At 71.2% G+C, this 14,675-nt stretch carries 16 protein-coding genes; 10 read left to right on the top strand and 6 right to left on the bottom strand.

Translation table 11 applies throughout. From position 1 onward, the window contains the following. Positions 1 to 37: 37 nt before the first annotated feature. Positions 38 to 598, bottom strand: coding sequence for a TetR/AcrR family transcriptional regulator (locus tag L6E10_RS28750; RefSeq protein ID WP_236223194.1), 561 nt, complete (start codon positions 596 to 598; stop codon positions 38 to 40). Then, positions 591 to 1,430, bottom strand: a complete 840-nt coding sequence (locus L6E10_RS28745; RefSeq protein ID WP_308102898.1) for an alpha/beta hydrolase — start codon at positions 1,428 to 1,430, stop codon at positions 591 to 593. The genes L6E10_RS28750 and L6E10_RS28745 overlap by 8 nt, the downstream gene beginning before the upstream one ends. 152 nt (positions 1,431 to 1,582) lie before the next feature. Between L6E10_RS28745 and L6E10_RS28740 the strand changes: the two genes are divergently transcribed. Both L6E10_RS28740 and L6E10_RS28735 read left to right on the top strand, forming a co-directional pair. Then, positions 1,583 to 4,093: a glycosyltransferase gene (locus L6E10_RS28740; protein ID WP_236223192.1), complete on the top strand. Its 2,511-nt coding sequence runs from the start codon at positions 1,583 to 1,585 to the stop codon at positions 4,091 to 4,093. Beyond that, positions 4,093 to 5,472: a radical SAM protein gene (locus L6E10_RS28735; protein ID WP_236223190.1), complete on the top strand. Its 1,380-nt coding sequence runs from the start codon at positions 4,093 to 4,095 to the stop codon at positions 5,470 to 5,472. Before L6E10_RS28740 ends, L6E10_RS28735 begins: the two co-directional genes overlap by 1 nt. A gap of 31 nt (positions 5,473 to 5,503) precedes the next feature. On the opposite strand, the gene L6E10_RS28730 is transcribed toward L6E10_RS28735, so the two are convergent. Next, a complete protein-coding gene (locus L6E10_RS28730) occupies positions 5,504 to 6,970 on the bottom strand; it encodes a catalase (RefSeq protein WP_236223189.1) in 1,467 nt (488 codons plus the stop codon). A gap of 17 nt (positions 6,971 to 6,987) precedes the next feature. Next, the gene (locus L6E10_RS28725) at positions 6,988 to 7,407 is read right to left on the bottom strand and encodes a Fur family transcriptional regulator (RefSeq protein WP_236223186.1); all 420 of its coding nucleotides are present in this window, start codon (positions 7,405 to 7,407) and stop codon (positions 6,988 to 6,990) included. A 99-nt stretch (positions 7,408 to 7,506) separates the two neighbouring features. Between L6E10_RS28725 and L6E10_RS28720 the strand changes: the two genes are divergently transcribed. Together L6E10_RS28720 and L6E10_RS28715 are read left to right on the top strand one after the other, a co-directional pair. Continuing rightward, entirely contained in the window at positions 7,507 to 8,181 is a 675-nt protein-coding gene (locus tag L6E10_RS28720) for a gamma-glutamyl-gamma-aminobutyrate hydrolase family protein (protein ID WP_236223185.1), read from the top strand. After that, on the top strand, positions 8,178 to 8,855 hold the full coding sequence (locus L6E10_RS28715) for an MOSC domain-containing protein (RefSeq protein WP_236223183.1): 678 nt from the start codon (positions 8,178 to 8,180) through the stop codon (positions 8,853 to 8,855). The genes L6E10_RS28720 and L6E10_RS28715 overlap by 4 nt, the downstream gene beginning before the upstream one ends. A 275-nt stretch (positions 8,856 to 9,130) precedes the next feature. Here the strand turns inward: L6E10_RS28715 and L6E10_RS28710 are convergent, their stop codons facing one another. Next, positions 9,131 to 9,769, bottom strand: a complete 639-nt coding sequence (locus L6E10_RS28710) for a MarR family winged helix-turn-helix transcriptional regulator (RefSeq protein WP_236223181.1) — start codon at positions 9,767 to 9,769, stop codon at positions 9,131 to 9,133. Positions 9,770 to 9,936: 167 nt separating this feature from the next. On the opposite strand from L6E10_RS28710, the gene L6E10_RS28705 reads away from it, so the two are divergent. The 6 genes from L6E10_RS28705 (at position 9,937) to L6E10_RS28680 (ending at position 14,061) form a co-directional block, all read left to right on the top strand. Then, positions 9,937 to 10,527 carry a protoglobin domain-containing protein gene (locus L6E10_RS28705; protein WP_236223179.1) on the top strand — a complete coding sequence of 197 codons (591 nt, stop codon included), beginning with the start codon at positions 9,937 to 9,939 and terminating at the stop codon, positions 10,525 to 10,527. 4 nt (positions 10,528 to 10,531) lie between these two features. After that, on the top strand, positions 10,532 to 11,083 hold the full coding sequence (locus L6E10_RS28700) for a redoxin domain-containing protein (protein ID WP_236223178.1): 552 nt from the start codon (positions 10,532 to 10,534) through the stop codon (positions 11,081 to 11,083). A gap of 76 nt (positions 11,084 to 11,159) precedes the next feature. Beyond that, positions 11,160 to 11,699, top strand: a complete 540-nt coding sequence (locus L6E10_RS28695) for a carboxymuconolactone decarboxylase family protein (protein WP_236223176.1) — start codon at positions 11,160 to 11,162, stop codon at positions 11,697 to 11,699. Positions 11,700 to 11,801: 102 nt separating this feature from the next. Next, the gene (locus L6E10_RS28690) at positions 11,802 to 12,245 is read left to right on the top strand and encodes a hypothetical protein (RefSeq protein ID WP_236223174.1); all 444 of its coding nucleotides are present in this window, start codon (positions 11,802 to 11,804) and stop codon (positions 12,243 to 12,245) included. Between the two features lie 14 nt (positions 12,246 to 12,259). Then, positions 12,260 to 13,423 (top strand): sensor histidine kinase, encoded by a 1,164-nt coding sequence (locus tag L6E10_RS28685; RefSeq protein ID WP_236223172.1) that lies wholly within the window; start codon positions 12,260 to 12,262, stop codon positions 13,421 to 13,423. Next, positions 13,423 to 14,061: a response regulator transcription factor gene (locus tag L6E10_RS28680; RefSeq protein WP_236223170.1), complete on the top strand. Its 639-nt coding sequence runs from the start codon at positions 13,423 to 13,425 to the stop codon at positions 14,059 to 14,061. The genes L6E10_RS28685 and L6E10_RS28680 overlap by 1 nt, the downstream gene beginning before the upstream one ends. On the opposite strand, the gene L6E10_RS28675 is transcribed toward L6E10_RS28680, so the two are convergent. Further along, positions 14,054 to 14,503 (bottom strand): RDD family protein, encoded by a 450-nt coding sequence (locus L6E10_RS28675; RefSeq protein ID WP_236223168.1) that lies wholly within the window; start codon positions 14,501 to 14,503, stop codon positions 14,054 to 14,056. The two genes, L6E10_RS28680 and L6E10_RS28675, sit on opposite strands and share 8 nt — an antisense overlap. Between the last annotated feature and the right edge of the window lie 172 nt (positions 14,504 to 14,675).

Here is a 14,675-nt window from a genome sequence, read left to right as displayed (position 1 = left end):
TCCGATCGTGGTGCGTGCCCCGGGGCGCGCACCACGATCACGCCGCTCGCAAACCCTCGACGAGGGTATCCACCAGGAAGCGGTAGCTGCGGGCGACCTCGCGGGGCAACCCGAAGCCGCCCGCGCATTCCAATGAGACGAACCCGTGCAACGCCGAGCGCAGCACCCGTGCGGCGTCGACCGCCTGCGCGCCGTGCAGCCCGAAACCGTTGAGAGCGTTCAAGAAGACCTGCATGGCTTCGCCGACCACGCGCCGGCCTTCCTCGTCGTCGGTGGCCGGTGCGCGCACGGTGGCGGCGTGCCGTCCCGGGTGGTCGAGCGCCCACTGGCGGTGGGCACCGGCGATCGCGCGGACCGCGTCCGGTCCGGACCGCCCGGACACCGCTCCGGCGACCGCGTCCCGCAACTCGCGCATCGCCTGGACGGAGATGCCGTGCCGCAGGGCCTCCAAGGAGTCGACGTGCTTGTAGAGCGACGGAGTTCGCACCCCGACCCGCTCGGCCAGCAGGCCCATGGTCACGTTCGGGAAGCCGATCTCGTCGGCGAGCGCGGCGCCGGCGGAGATGATCGCGGCGCGGTTCAGACCCGGCCTAGGCACTGACCTCGCCCAGGAACGCGAGGGTCAGCGCGACCACCTGCTCCGGGAACTGGACGTGCGGGTAGTGGCCCGCGCCGGGGATCACCTCGAGGCGCCCGAGACCGGCGGGCAGCGCCGCGACGACGGCTTCGCCCTCGGCCTGCGGCGAGACCCAGTCGGGGTCGAGCGCGCCCTCGACGACCAGCACCGGGCACCGCACGTCGCCCAGGCGCGCACCGGCGTCCGCGGGACTCGTCAGCCCCATCTTCCGCAGCGCCTTCATCCGCCCCGGTTGGCGCAGGCTGGCCTCGATCCGCGCGAGGCGCTCCTCCCAGTCGGCTGGCTTCGGTCCGGGGTAGGCGAGGTCCAGGTACTCCTTCCAGAGCCGGGTGCTGCCGAACAGGGCGGTGCCGAGCAGCCGCAGCGTGCCGCGGCGGTACCGGGTGACGCGCAGGTCGCCGATGCTCTGGGCGCGGGTGAACGGCGCCAGTTCGACGACGGCGGTGACGAGTTCGGGGGCGTCGGCCGCCGCGATGGTCGCGGCGCCGCCCGAGATCGAGTGGCCGACGAGCACCGCCGGGCCGCCGAGGTGCTTGACCAGGGCGACCAGGTCGCCCGCGATGTCCGTGCGGGAGAAGGAACTCCAGTCGACGCTCGACTCACCGCACCCGCGCAGGTCGACCGCGGCGACCCGGTACCCGGCCCCGGCCAGCAGCGGCGCCATGAACCGGTACGCCTCCCGGCTGTCCCCGATGCCGTGGGCGAGCACGACGAGCGGTCCGGCGTCCCCGGTCAGTTCGTAGGCGAGTGTGCCGCCCTCGACGGTCAGCAGTTCCGGCATGACGACCTCCACGTTGGCTAATGGTGTTAGCTGAAGGCTAATGATATTAGCCAAGCGCGTCAACCGGTCTTCCGGCCGTTGGCACCGATTGAGACGCAAGCATCGAGAGAGCGCTTTCAGTGCTACGTTCGGTGAGGAGTGGACCACTCGGAGTGGAGCGGCCTGTGACCGTCCTGTGGGGTGTCTCGTTCGACGCCACGGCAATGTCCGGTGTGGTCGTCGAGTTCATCAAGATCGCCAGAACGTTCGCGGACCGGGGGTACCGGGTCCACCTCGACCTCGGGTACGACATCAAGGCCGACAAGGGCCGGTTCTTCCAGCCCTACGCGGAAGAACGGGTACCGGACTGGATCGCGCTGGACCGGGTGGACGGTGTCGCGGAGATCCCCGGCTATGACGAGGAGTTCGTCGCGCGGACGCTGGAAGCCGTGCGCCGCGACCGGGTTCCGGACACCGGCGGCGTCACGGCCCTGCTCGCCGACGCGATCGTGCGGACCTGGGAGGACCGCGGCGTCACGCTCGTGATGGTGGAGAACGGCACGCTGCCGGAGAACGTCGCGTACACGAAGGCGCTCTACCGGGCGATCGCCGTCTACGGAGCCAGACACGACCTGGGCAGGTACGTCCTGTGGCGCGACCACGACCTGATGTGGCAGAGCGAACCGGACAAGTACGGCAGTTTCCCCTACCCGGCAACGCCTCCGATGGTCGAGTCGCCGCACATCCACTACTTCGCGCTGCACGAGGAGGCGAAGCGGCGCACGCTCGAGTGGATGCCGCACCTGCGCAACCTCGACGTGCTGCCGAACACCTTCCTCCCGCCCAGCCGCCCGGGACGACCGGACTTCCGCTCCCACCACGGCATCGGGCCGCACGAGAAGATCATCGCCCGGTTCACGAGGATCATCCCGCAGAAGCGCGTCGACCGGGACCTGCACCTGGCAGCTCAGCTCCCGGGAACGTGCCTGTTCGTCGCCGGCGACACCGAGGAGAACCCCGACGAGACCAGGAGGCTCCGCCTGCTCGCCGAAGAGCTGCGGGTCCGGGTCGTGTTCGGCGGGGTGCTCGAACCGTGCGAGTCCACGGGCGACGGTTTCTCTGTGCGCGACCTCCTGGCGCATGCCGACGTCGTGTCGTTCCTGACGTCCTACGACTACGAGAGTTACGGGAACCCGATCGGCGAGGCGATCGCGGCCGGTGTGCCGTACATCGCGAGCCGCTACGCCCTGTACGACACGGTGTACGCGGGCTTCGAGGCGCCGCTGCTGGACATCTCCGAGCACGACCTGCCGACGCCGGAGTTCGCGCGCCAGGTCTCGGAGCTCATGACGAACGCGGAGAGGCGGGCGGAAGTGGTGGAGCACAACCGGAAGCTGGGCACGCACAACCGCGAGGCCGCGACCGCGCTGGTGGAGGACCTGTTCCCGCCCGCGATGGGCGAGAACGTGCGGCTCAGCGTCGTGCTGCCGGTCTACAACGAGGCCGCGAACATCCACGACGTGCTGACGTCCCTGCTCGACCAGGACGACATGGGCCCCGTGGCGTACGAGATCGTGCTGGTGGACAACAACTCCACCGATGACACGGTCGCGATCGCACGCCGGTTCGCCGAGAGCTCCGCGGTCGCGCTGCACGTGATCAGCGAACGCGAGCAGGGCGTCGCCCCGGCCCGCAGGACGGGCATGGAGTTCGCCGTGCGGCGCAGCCGTGATCGCAAGGATCCCGGCGAGCGCTTCTACCTCGTCTCCGCCGACGCGGACTGCCGGGTGGACCGCCGGTGGCTCGTCGAGCTCTTCGCGGCGATGGAGGAGGGCAAGGCCGCGATCGGCGTGTGCGACTACTACTACAACGCCGACCACTTCGTGGGCAGGCCGCGGCTCTGGGACGCGATCCAGCGCACGTTGCGCTGCCGTGCGGTGACGTTCTCGCTGTTCGGCGGTTTCCCGGACGGCAAGGGTTTCGCGGTGGAACGCGAGGCCTACGAGAGCGTCGGCGGCATCGAGATCTTCTACCAGCTGCGGAACGGGCGGTTCGTCAACCACCTGTCCGACGACTGGGACTTCGGCATCAAGGTCCGCGGCGCCGGCCACGACATCACCTACGCGCCGCGGTCGCGGGTCGAGATCAACCCCCGGCGCGTCAACCACGCCATCGACGAGGTGATCACCGGGCGCGCGTACGGCACCGACGGCATCATCGTCATGCGCGACATCAGGCCCGAGGCACCGGAACGGGCCGTCGACCTCACCGAGGAGGAAGCGCTGCAGGCGTGGGAGTTCTCCATCAAGGACTTCACGCCGAAGAACGTCGTCCTGCCGATCCTGCTCACGCCGTCCTTCCTGGACTCCGACGCCGTGGTGGCGTTCCTCGGCGAGGACCTGGCGGACCGGCTGGGCCGGCGCGTCGCGGAGGTCAAGGCCGAGATGAGCGTCGTGGACTTCCTCCCGATCCACTCCTACAAGACGCCTTCGTACCGGCTCTACCTGGAGTTCCGGGACGAGATCTTCGCGTGCCTGCGCGCCGCCGTCGGTGAGGACGTCGGGTACCCGCCGCCGCTGCCGGAGTGCTTCGACGACGTGCCGCCGGAGCGGTTCGCGGAGTTCGTGAAGTACTACTGCGAGGACCGCGAGTCCGGGGAGGCGCACAACTACTTCGGCAACGGCGGGGTGTTCTGATGGAGCCCAAGGTCTGGGCCGCGCTGCAGGACCCCGCCAACAGGCACCTGCTGGACTACGTCACCGAGGACCCGTTCGGCGCGCACGTCTTCCCCGGCAACGTTCCCGGCTACGGCGTCGAGGACTTCCTGGACGACCTGAGCGACCAGCTCACCCGCACCAACCCGATCCACCTGTGGTCGTACATCCCGACGTGCGCCTACAAGTGCCGCTTCTGCCAGTACCCGGTCGTGCTCGTCAAGGGCGGCCGCAACGAGGAGAAGCTGTCGCAGTGGGTGGACTGGAACATCCGGGAGGCCGAGCTGTGGCTGCGGCGGGTCCCGGAGCTGGCGAACGCCCCGGTGGGGGAGTTCAACGTCTTCGGCGGCACGCCGTCGTTGCTGCCGGAGAAGGACATCCGGCGGCTGCTCGGCTTCTACCGGGAGAACTTCGGGTTCACCGCGGACACGACGATCCGCTTCGAGGGCGACCCCAGCACGTTCACCCCGGCGAAGCTCGAGGTGCTGCGGGAACTGGGCTGCACCAAGCTGTCCAGCGGTGTGCAGTCGTTCGACGACCACGTGCTGCGCGAGTGCGGCCGCGAGCACTCCTCGCGGATGTGCGTCGACTTCGTGCGCAACGCCCAGGCCGCCGGGTTCGACTGGATCAGCATCGACCTGATGTACGGGCTGCTGGACCAGACCGTCGACAGCGTCCGGCGCGACCTCGACGTGGTGCTGGAGAACGAGGTCACCGCCGTGGTGTGCACCAAGCTGCACCTCAAGTCCTACGCCGAGACCAGGACCGGTGTGGCGGGGGAGCAGCCGGCGCCGTGGCAGCTGCCGCAGTACCGCGACAAGCTCGTGCGCGACGGGCACTTCTGGCCGGAGCTGCGGGACCAGTACCTGATGCGCGAGGTGCTGACCGACGGCCTGCGCGCCGCCGGCTACACCGAGCACCCCACGATGTACTTCGCGCGCGACGGCCTCGGCCCGGAGAAGTGGAAGTCCATCATGGTGGACCAGGACAAGCAGGAGGCCGAGGTCGCGATCGGCCTCGGCGGCAGTTCGAGCTGCCGGGTCTCCGAGGCGATCACCGACGTGAACTGGAAGAACTACGCGGCGGCCGTGGAGGAGGGCCGCGTGCCGCTGGGGTCGGCGACCGGGTTCGACGCCGACGCCCGGGAGGCCAGGGCGGTGAAGATGGCCCTGTCGACGCTGCAACCGGTGCGGGAGGACCTGCACCGCGCCGCCTTCGGCCGATCGCTGCACGACTCGCCGTGGCGGGAGAAGTTCGCGTCGCTGGTCGAACGCGGACTTCTCGTGGTCGACGCGGGGGGAGTGGCGCTGACCGAGGGCGGCGAGGTGCTGGTCGAGGCGATCATCAACACGGAGCTGTGACGGCCGGCGCGCCGGCCGTCACAGCCGTTCGTCAGAGCGCGCCGATCGCCTCGCAGGCCTTGCGCACGCCTTCGCCGTACGCCGGATCAACCTTGGCGCAGTTGCTGACGTGCCGCTCGACGGTCTCCCTGCGAGCACCCTTGATCGCTCGTGCGGTGTTGTCGAACAACGCCTGCTGCTGGTCGCCGGTCATCAGCCGGAAGAGGTTCCCCGGCTGCTCGTGGTAGTTGCTGTCGTCCTCGCGGAAGTCGAACCGGTCGGCGGTGGCGCCGACGGCCTGCGCGGGCTCGGCGTAGGCGGGTTGCTCGGCCCAGCGGCCGGAGTTGTTCGGCTGCACACCGGGCACCCCGCCCTGGTTGCCGTCGACCCGCATGGCGCCGTCGCGGTGGTAGCTGTTGACCAGCCGCGCGCCGTGGGGGTGGTTGACCGGGATCTGGTGGTGGTTGACGCCCAGGCGGTAGCGGGCGGCGTCGCCGTAGGAGAAGAGGCGTCCCTGCAGCATCCTGTCCGGGCTGAACGAGATGCCGGGCACGACGTTGGCCGGCGTGAAGGCGGCCTGCTCGACGTCGGCGAAGTAGTTCTCCGGGTTGCGGTCGAGCGTGAGCACGCCCGCCTCGACCAGCGGGTAGTCCGCCTTGCTCCACACCTTGGTGAGGTCGAAGGGGTGGAACCGGTAGCCCGCGGCGTCGGCCTCGGGCATGACCTGGACGAAGAGCTTCCAGGACGGGAACTCGCCCCGCTCGATCGCCTCGTAGAGGTCGCGCTGGTGCGACTCGCGGTCACCGCTGATCAGCCCGCCCGCCTGGTCGTCGGTCAGGTTCTCGACGCCCTGCTCGGTGCGCAGGTGGAACTTGACCCAGTGCCGCACACCGGCGGCGTTGACCATGCTGAAGGTGTGCGAGCCGAAACCGTGCATGTGCCGGTACGAGCGCGGGATTCCCCGGTCGCTCATCACGATCGTGACCTGGTGCAGCGCCTCGGGCAGGTTCGTCCAGAAGCCCCAGGTGTTCTCCGGGTCGCGGAGGTTGGTGCGGGGGTCGCGTTTCACGGCGTGCGCGAGGTCGGGGAACTTCAGCGGGTCGCGGAAGAAGAAGACCGGCGTGTTGTTGCCGACCAGGTCCCAGTTGCCCTCGGTGGTGTAGAAGCGGGTCGAGAAGCCGCGGATGTCGCGTTCGGCGTCCGCGGCACCGCGCTCGCCCGCCACCGTCGAGAAGCGCACGAACGTCTCGCACTCGTTGCCGACCGCGCTGAACAACGCGGCGCTGGTGAAGGCGGTGAGGTCGCCGGTGACGGTGAACCGGCCGAACGCACCGGAGCCCTTGGCGTGCATCCGCCGCTCCGGGATGACCTCGCGGCCGAAGTGGGCGAGCTTCTCCAGCAACCACAGGTCCTGCAGCAGCACGGGGCCGCGCGCACCGGCGGTGAGGCTGTTCTGGTTGTCGGCGACCGGGGCGCCGGCGGCCGTGGTCAGCGGGTTGGTGTTGTCCTGGAACGACATCTGGTGGACTTCTCCGATCAGGGGTGGTGAACGCGGGTCCTGCACCGGGGGCACAGCCCCCGGTGCAGGACCTCTGTCTCGTCGACGCGGAACCCGTGGACCTGCGGGAGGTGCGGGAGTGCGGAGTTGTCCCGTTCGACATCGGCCAGCACGCCGCAGCCCCGGCACACCACGTGGTCGTGGTCGTGACCGCGCAGTTCGAAGCGCGCGGGGTGCCCGGTGTCGAGCCGTCGGACCAGGCGTGCGTCCGTCAGCGCCGTCAGCACGTCGTAGAGCGCCTGCGTGGACACGGACCCGAGGTCCTCGCGGACGACCCGGCCCAGCAGGTCGACGTCGGCGTGCGGGTGGTGTGCCAGGGCCGTCAGCACGGCGATCCGCTGCTTGGTGACCCGCAACGAGGCACCGCGCAGGGCGGTGACCGGGTCGTCTGGGAGCAACTCGACTCCTCAAGTAGTTAGGACTCCTAGCTAGACTGTGGCATGCTGAGCCCGCTCGGGGCAAGTAGTCCGGACCGGTTCAAGAAAACGAGGTCTTCCGTGCGCTCAGTCGTGATCCAGCACGTTCCGTTCGAAGGACCGGGGCTCATCGCACCGGCGTTGTTCGCTGTGGGGAGCAAGGTCACCGTGGTCCGCGCCGATCTCGGCGACGAGCTGCCCGCCGCCGGCCAGCTCGACGTGCTCGTCGTCCTGGGCGGGCCGATGGGGGCGCTCGACGACCACGAGCACCCGCACCTGGCGCGGGAACGCGAGCTCATCGCGGAGTGCGTCCGGCTCGGCAAGCCGGTTCTCGGCGTCTGCCTCGGCGCACAGCTGCTCGCCGCCGCTCTGGGAGCCCGTGTGCGGCGCGGGCCGGTGGCGGAGATCGGTGCCGGCACGGTGGAACTGGTGAGCGCGGACGACCCGGTGTTCTCGCCCGCCGGGCCGCGGATCCCGGTCGTGCACTGGCACGAGGACACCTTCGACCTGCCGCCGGGAGCCGAGCTGCTGGCGAGCTCGGACCTCTGCGCGCACCAGGCGTTCCGGGTCGGGACGGCGTACGGCCTGCAGTTCCACGTCGAGATCGGCCCGCAGGAGCTGTGGGAGATCACGCCGCACCTGCCGGCGGACAGCGAGATCACCCTCGCCGAGGTCGACGAGGTGCAGGCCGTGGGAGTGCAGGTGCTGCGGCGGTGGGCGGCCTGCGCCGCCGCCGCGGTGGAGGGGGGCCGATGAGCGAGGCTCGTGTGGTCGTCGTGTCGACCGGTGCGGTGCGGCAGCTCCCGTGGCGAGGAAGCGCCGTGCCCACGGCGATCGCCAAAACGCCCGTGGAGGGGCGGGTGGAGGTCGGTGTCCTCGGTCTCGCCGGCGACGAGCAGGGCGACCGGGTCCACCACGGCGGCCGGGACAAGGCGGTCCTGCTCTACCCGGACGAGCACTACGCGGCCTGGGCGGACGAGGTCGGCGTGCTCGCAACCCCCGCGTTCGGGGAGAACCTGACCACGTCCGGGCTGCGGGAGGGCGACCTCGTGATCGGCGCGGTCTACGCCGTGGGAACGGTGCTGCTGCAGGTGAGCCAGCCGCGCAGGCCGTGCTTCAAGCTCGCGGCGCGCCACGGCGTCGTGGACATGGCCGTGCGGACGCAGCGCTCCGGCCGCACCGGGGTCTACTGCCGCGTGCTGCGGCCGGGACACCTCGCCGCGGGCGACGGGATCGTCCTCGTCAGCGAGCCCGCGCACGGGATCACCGCCGCCGAGGTGCACCGCGTCGTCAACGTCGACCGGGACGATGCCGAGGCCGCCCGACGCCTGCTGCGGCATGGCGGCGTGTTGCCCGGGTCGTGGGTGGGGTTGCTGGCTCGGCGGTTCGAGGGCGTGGTGGAGGACCAGGCCGTGCGCTTGTACGGCTGAGGATCACCGGCCGGGACGACGCCGAGGCTGCCCGGCACTTGCTGCGGCACGACGGCGTGCTGCCTGGGGCGTGGGTGGGGTTGCTGGCCCGGCGGTTCGGTGGTGTGGTGGAGGACCAGGCCGCGCGCTTGTACGGCTGAGGATCACCCGCCGGGACGACGCCGAGGCTGCCCGACGCCTGCTGCGGCACGACGGTGTGCTGCCCGGGTCGTGGGTGGGGTTGCCGGCCCGGCAGTTCGGTGGAGGGCCAGGCCGCGCGCCTGCGCGGCTGAGGATCACCCGCCGGCGGTGCGCTTGCGCCGGCCCGCCGGGGCGTCGGCCGGTTCGTGCTCCGGGCAGTCCGTGCGCAGGCCCGCCAGCGGCAACGGCATCCGCAGCAGGTGGCAGTGGTGCGGGACGGCGGGGTCCAGGTGCTCGTCGCGCCCGAAGAACCGGCACGTGGTGCACGTGTGCGTCACGTTCACCACGCCCGTGCGGTGCAGGCCGGCGATCACCCGCAGGAGCGTGTGCAGCGTGGTCGCGCGGTCGGCCTCCGGGATCCCGGCGAGCGCGCCCGTCAGCGGATCGTCCCAGGAGGACAGTCCACCCGCGACCTCGGCGCCGTCGGCGGTCAGCGACAGCAGCCGGCGGCGCCCGTCCGTGCCGGGGGAGCGCGTCACGAGTCCCTTGCGCTCCAGGGCAGCCACCGCGTCGGACATCGTCGGCGTGGACACGTCGAACTCCGCGGCGAGCGCCGCCACCTCGTGACGGGTCTGCGGGTGCTGGGCCAGTGCCAGCACCGCCTGCTGCTGCAGCGGCGTCAGCGCGTACTCCCGCGCCGTGCGCTGCGCCAGCGCCCGCATGCCGTGCCCGAGCCGCTCGAGCGCGTCGGCCAGCCGCCGGTCGAGCCCGGCCGTGCCGTCGGTGTCAGTCATGCGTTCCGCCTCGCCAGTGGGACTTTCCACGCCGATCGTACGTGCATTCCCGCTTGAGACTTGGATCACCGCGATGAAAAGTTGGTAGGAGTCCTACCTAGTTTGTGGCAGACTGGCGATCGCACCGCCGAGGAACCCCCGCTTCGACCACCACGAAGGAAGCGACGATGACGTCATCCGAACCCGTCCCGGGCTACACCCACGACGACCCGGACCTCGCGCCGTCCCCGGTCACGCGCGCCGAGCTCGACCTGCTGCTGTCGAGCGTCCTGTTCGGACCGGCGGACCAGGAGGCGCTGCACACCGTCGGCGAGGTCCTCAGTGGACAGATCGAGGCGATCCTCGACGTCTGGTACGGCTTCGTCGGCTCGCACCCGCACCTGGTGGCGTACTTCTCCACCCCGGACGGCGCGCCGATCGGCGACTACCTGGCACGGGTGCGCGCCCGGTTCGCCCGCTGGATCGTCGACACCTGCACTCGCTCGTACGACGAGCGCTGGCTCGCCTACCAGCAGGAGATCGCGCTGCGGCACACCGCGCCGAAGAAGAACGAGACCGACGACGCCGACTCGGTGCCGCACATCCCCTTGCGCTACATCATCGCGTTCATCTACCCGATCACCGCGACGATCCGACCGTTCCTGGCCGCCGGTGGGCACTCCGAGGAGCAGGTCGAGGCCATGCACCAGGCGTGGTTCAAGGCGGTCACGCTCCAGGTCGCGCTGTGGTCGCAGCCCTACGCCGGCCGGGCGTGGTGACGGCATGAGCCCGTCGATGTCGCCGTCGAGCGGCCTCCTCGCGCCCGCCCCGCCCTGGGAGACGACGCAATGGTTCAACAGCGAGCCGTTGGACCTCGCCCAGCTGCGCGGCCGCGTGGTGGTGCTGGAGGCGTTCCAGATGCTCTGCCCGGGCTGCGTGAGCCACGCCCTCCCGCAGGCCGTGCGCCTGTCCAGGACGTTCGGCGACGACCTCGCCGTCATCGGCCTGCACACCGTCTTCGAGCACCACCGGGCCATGACCCCGACGAGCCTCGAGGCGTTCCTGCACGAGTACCGCATCCCGTTCCCGGTCGGCGTCGACGCGTTCCGCAGCGCCCACCCGGCACCGGTCACCTTCAGCCGCTACCGCATGCAGGGCACGCCGACGACGGTGCTCATCGACCGTGACGGCGTGCTGAGGGCGCACGAGTTCGGCCAGGTCGACGACATGGCGCTCGCCTCGGCGGTGACCCGCCTGCTCGACGGGGCGGCGCCGCGCCCGGTCGACGAGGAGGCGGCGCCGGGGGCGTGCGCCCTCGACGGCACCTGCACCTGACCCGAAGTCCATGCGGCGCGCAAGTGCGCCGCCATCCCACCTACCCGCTCCACCCAACACACCGAGGAGAACCACCATGTCCCGCGTCGAACTCACCAACCCCGACCAGATCACCGACGAGCGCGCCGAGACCCTCGCCCAGATCAAGGGCGCCTTCGGCATCGTGCCGAACATGTTCAAGGCCGTCGCGAACTCGCCCGCCGCCCTGCAGAGCATGTGGGCGCAGTTCGGCGCTCTCGGCAAGGGCACGCTCGGCGCCAAGGTCGGCGAGATGATCGCCGTGGCCGTCGCCGACCAGAACCGGTGCGACTACTGCCTTTCCGCGCACACCATGCTCGGCAAGAAGGCCGGCGCCACCGCCGAGGAGATGAGCAACGCGCAGGGCGGCAGGTCCGACGACCCGCGCACGGCCGCCGTGCTGGCGCTGGCCACCGCGCTGATCGAGCACCGCGGCCAGATCTCCGACGCCGACGTGCAGGCCGCGCGTGACGCCGGGCTGAGCCAGGAGGAGATCGTCGAGACGGTGGCGCACGTCGCGCTGAACGTGTTCACCAACTACGTCAACGTGGCTCTCGACGTCCCGGTCGACTTCACCCGCGTGGCGCTCACCCGCTGAGGACACGGGGAGCCCGGTCCCGCAACCGGGCTCTCGTCCGAAAGTACTAGAGGGCAACTCGTTGTGGTGCAACGGCTCCAGGTGCGTCCTACGGTCGTGATCATGACTACTGGAACGGGTAGGACCACGCCGCCGAGCACCGTCATCGCCGCGTTCGTGGGGTTCCTCGTGTCCTGCGTCTTCGCCGTGACCTCGGCCGGTGTCCTGGTGGGCACCCACGACGACCTCGTCGAGGCGCTGAGGTCGTCGGGCACGTCGATGACCGAGGAGCAGCTGCAGAGCGCGGCCACCTTCACCCAGGTCCTGGTGGCGAGCATCGCCGTCGTGATCGCACTGGTCCAGCTGTGGCTCGCGTTCAAGCTCCGGTCGGGGCGCAACTGGGCGCGGATCCTGCTGACGGTGTTCACGGTGTTCCAGATCGGCAGCCTGTTCATCGGGCAGGGAGCGGCGACGCTGCCCGCGTACGGGGGCGCGCTCGTGGCCGCGCTGGCGGTGGTGGCGAGTTACCTGCCGGCGTCCAACGCGTACTTCGACAAGCGGGCGTAGCGGAGAATGCCGGCATGACCGCAGGGGGAGTGCCGGCGCCGCGGCGCGGCGTGTTCGTGGCCGAGGTCGTCGCGCTGGTCGTGGCCGTGGTGGTCGACGGGGTGCTGGCCGCCGGTGGCGACGCTCCCACGGGCGTCCTCGGGCCGCTGCTCACGATGGTCGTGCCGTACGCCGGTGAGGCCGCGGCGGTCCTCGCGGTGCTGCGGCGCCGGTTCCCCCGCCGACTGGAGCTGCTGGCCGGTGCGGTCGTCGCACTGTCCCTGCTGGGCACGGCCGCGGCCGGACTCGTGGACCGGGTACCGGCCCAGCCGCCGGTGACGGAGGTGCTGGCGGTGCTGGTGCTGGCCGCCGCCGGATGCCGCCGGCTCCCTCCGGCGCGGGCGGCGGTGCTCGCCATCGCCGCCTGCGTCACCGTCGTGCTCGCCCCGCTCGTGCGCTACGGCCTCGGCCACGCGGCCCCGGTGGCCGCGGCGCTCGCATGGGGGGCCGCGGCGGCGCTGGGACTGATCCTGCGCGACGCGGACGCCCGGCACCGCAGCGAGCTCGAGCGCATCCGCACCGAGGACCGGCTCCAGGTGGCACGGGACCTGCACGACCTGGTGGCGCACCACGTGACCGGCATCGTGGTCCGGACCCGCGCGGCGCAGGCGCTGGCCGCGAACCCGGCGGCACCGGTCCAGGACCCCGCCGAGTTCTACGACCAGATCGAGCACGCGGCGGCCGAGGCGCTGACCGCGACGCGCGGGCTGGTCGGTGTGCTGCGCAGCGACGAGCCGCTGCCGTCACCGAGCCTCGTGCTGGGCGACGTGGTGCGCGCCGCCGTGGGCGAGGGGGCTTCCGTCCACATCGCGCACGACGTCGAGGCCACCTCGTTGCCACCGCAGGTTTCCGCAGCGCTGCACCGGGTGTTGCTGGAGGCGTTGACGAACGCCCGCCGGCACGGGCGGGCCACCGGGACCAGGGTCGAGGCCCGTTCCGACGACGGCGACCTCGTGCTGGAGGTCGACAACGACGGCGTTTCCGCGCCACCACGGGAAGGCGGGCACGGCATCATCGGGATGACCGAACGGGTGCAGGCGCTGGGCGGCGAGCTCACCGCGGGCCCGCGGGACGGCGGCTGGAGGGTCACCGCGCGGCTGCCGCTGGGCGACGACCACACCGGGCCGAGAGGGATCTGATGACCATCCGGGTGCTGATCGCCGACGACCAGACCCTCGTCCGCACCGGTTTCCGGCTGGTCCTCGACGCCGAGCCGGGCATCAAGGTGATCAGCGAGGCCGCGGACGGCGAGTCGGCGGTGCGGATGGCGCGGCGGCTGCGCCCGGACGTGACGCTGATGGACATCCGCATGCCGAAGCTCGACGGCCTGCGCGCGACGGAGCTGCTGGCGGGCCCCGGCGTCGAGGACCCGTTGAAGGTGCTGGTCGTGACGACCTACGACGTCGACGAGAACGTCTACGCCGCGCTGCTCGCCGGCGCCTGCGGGTTCCTGCTCAAGGACGCCCGGCCGCGGTTGCTGGTCGAGGCGGTGCACGCCGCGCACCGGGGAGAGGCGATGGTCTCGCCCGCGGTCACCGTGCGGCTGCTCTCGCACTTCACCAGCGGCGCCGAGCAGCGGGGCGCGCCGCTGACCGGCCGGGAGCTCGACGTCGTGCTGGCCGTGGGCCGCGGCCTCACCAACGCCGAGATCGCGCAGCGGCTGACCGTCTCGCTCTCGACGGTGAAGTCGCACCTCACGAACGTCCAGGGCAAGCTCGGTGTCCGCAACCGCACCGAGATCGCCATCTGGGCGTGGCGCAACGGACTGCTCAGGTAGCGCGCACCACGACCGTGCCGGCCACCATGTCGCCGAGCCGCTGGTGCCGGGGCGTCACGGCGATCAGCACGGCGCCGACCAGGCCCAGCAGCAACCCGTCCACGGCCATCAGCAGCCACCGCACGAAGTACGCCCGCAACGGCGGCTCACCGCCGCGCAGCGTCGTGATCCGCAGACCGAGCCACCGCATCGCCGGTGTCGCCCCGCCGTGGCGGAACGGGTACCAGATCTCCATCCACAGCACGCCGAGCAGCGACACCGCCACCACCACCGCCATGGGCAGGACCCGGAACAGCCCGGCCGGCAGCCCGAGCTTGATCAGGGGCAACGACAGCAGCACGCCGAGGACGAGGCCCAGGACGGCGGCGACGCACAGCAGGACGAACTCGACGACGTGCTGGCAGTACCGGCGGAGCACGACGGAACGGGCATCGGTGGCCACCCGCCCATCATGCCAAGGGGGCGCGCGGTCGTGTCGCGCGGCCGGTACTTCGCTGTGGGTGACCGGCGCGGCGCGACCGGACTGCCGGGATGCCGCCGGCTTTCCGCGAGTCGGGTGGGCGCCTTCCCGGCTGCGTTGTGCCTCGGCTCATGTCTACCTCTTCGCGGACCCG

Source organism: Lentzea sp. CC55, from assembly GCF_021056325.1.
Taxonomy (GTDB): Bacteria; Actinomycetota; Actinomycetes; order Mycobacteriales; family Pseudonocardiaceae; genus Lentzea; species Lentzea jiangxiensis.
Note: the sequence above shows the minus strand (reverse complement) of the source record. Positions and strands in the feature narration are given on the sequence as shown.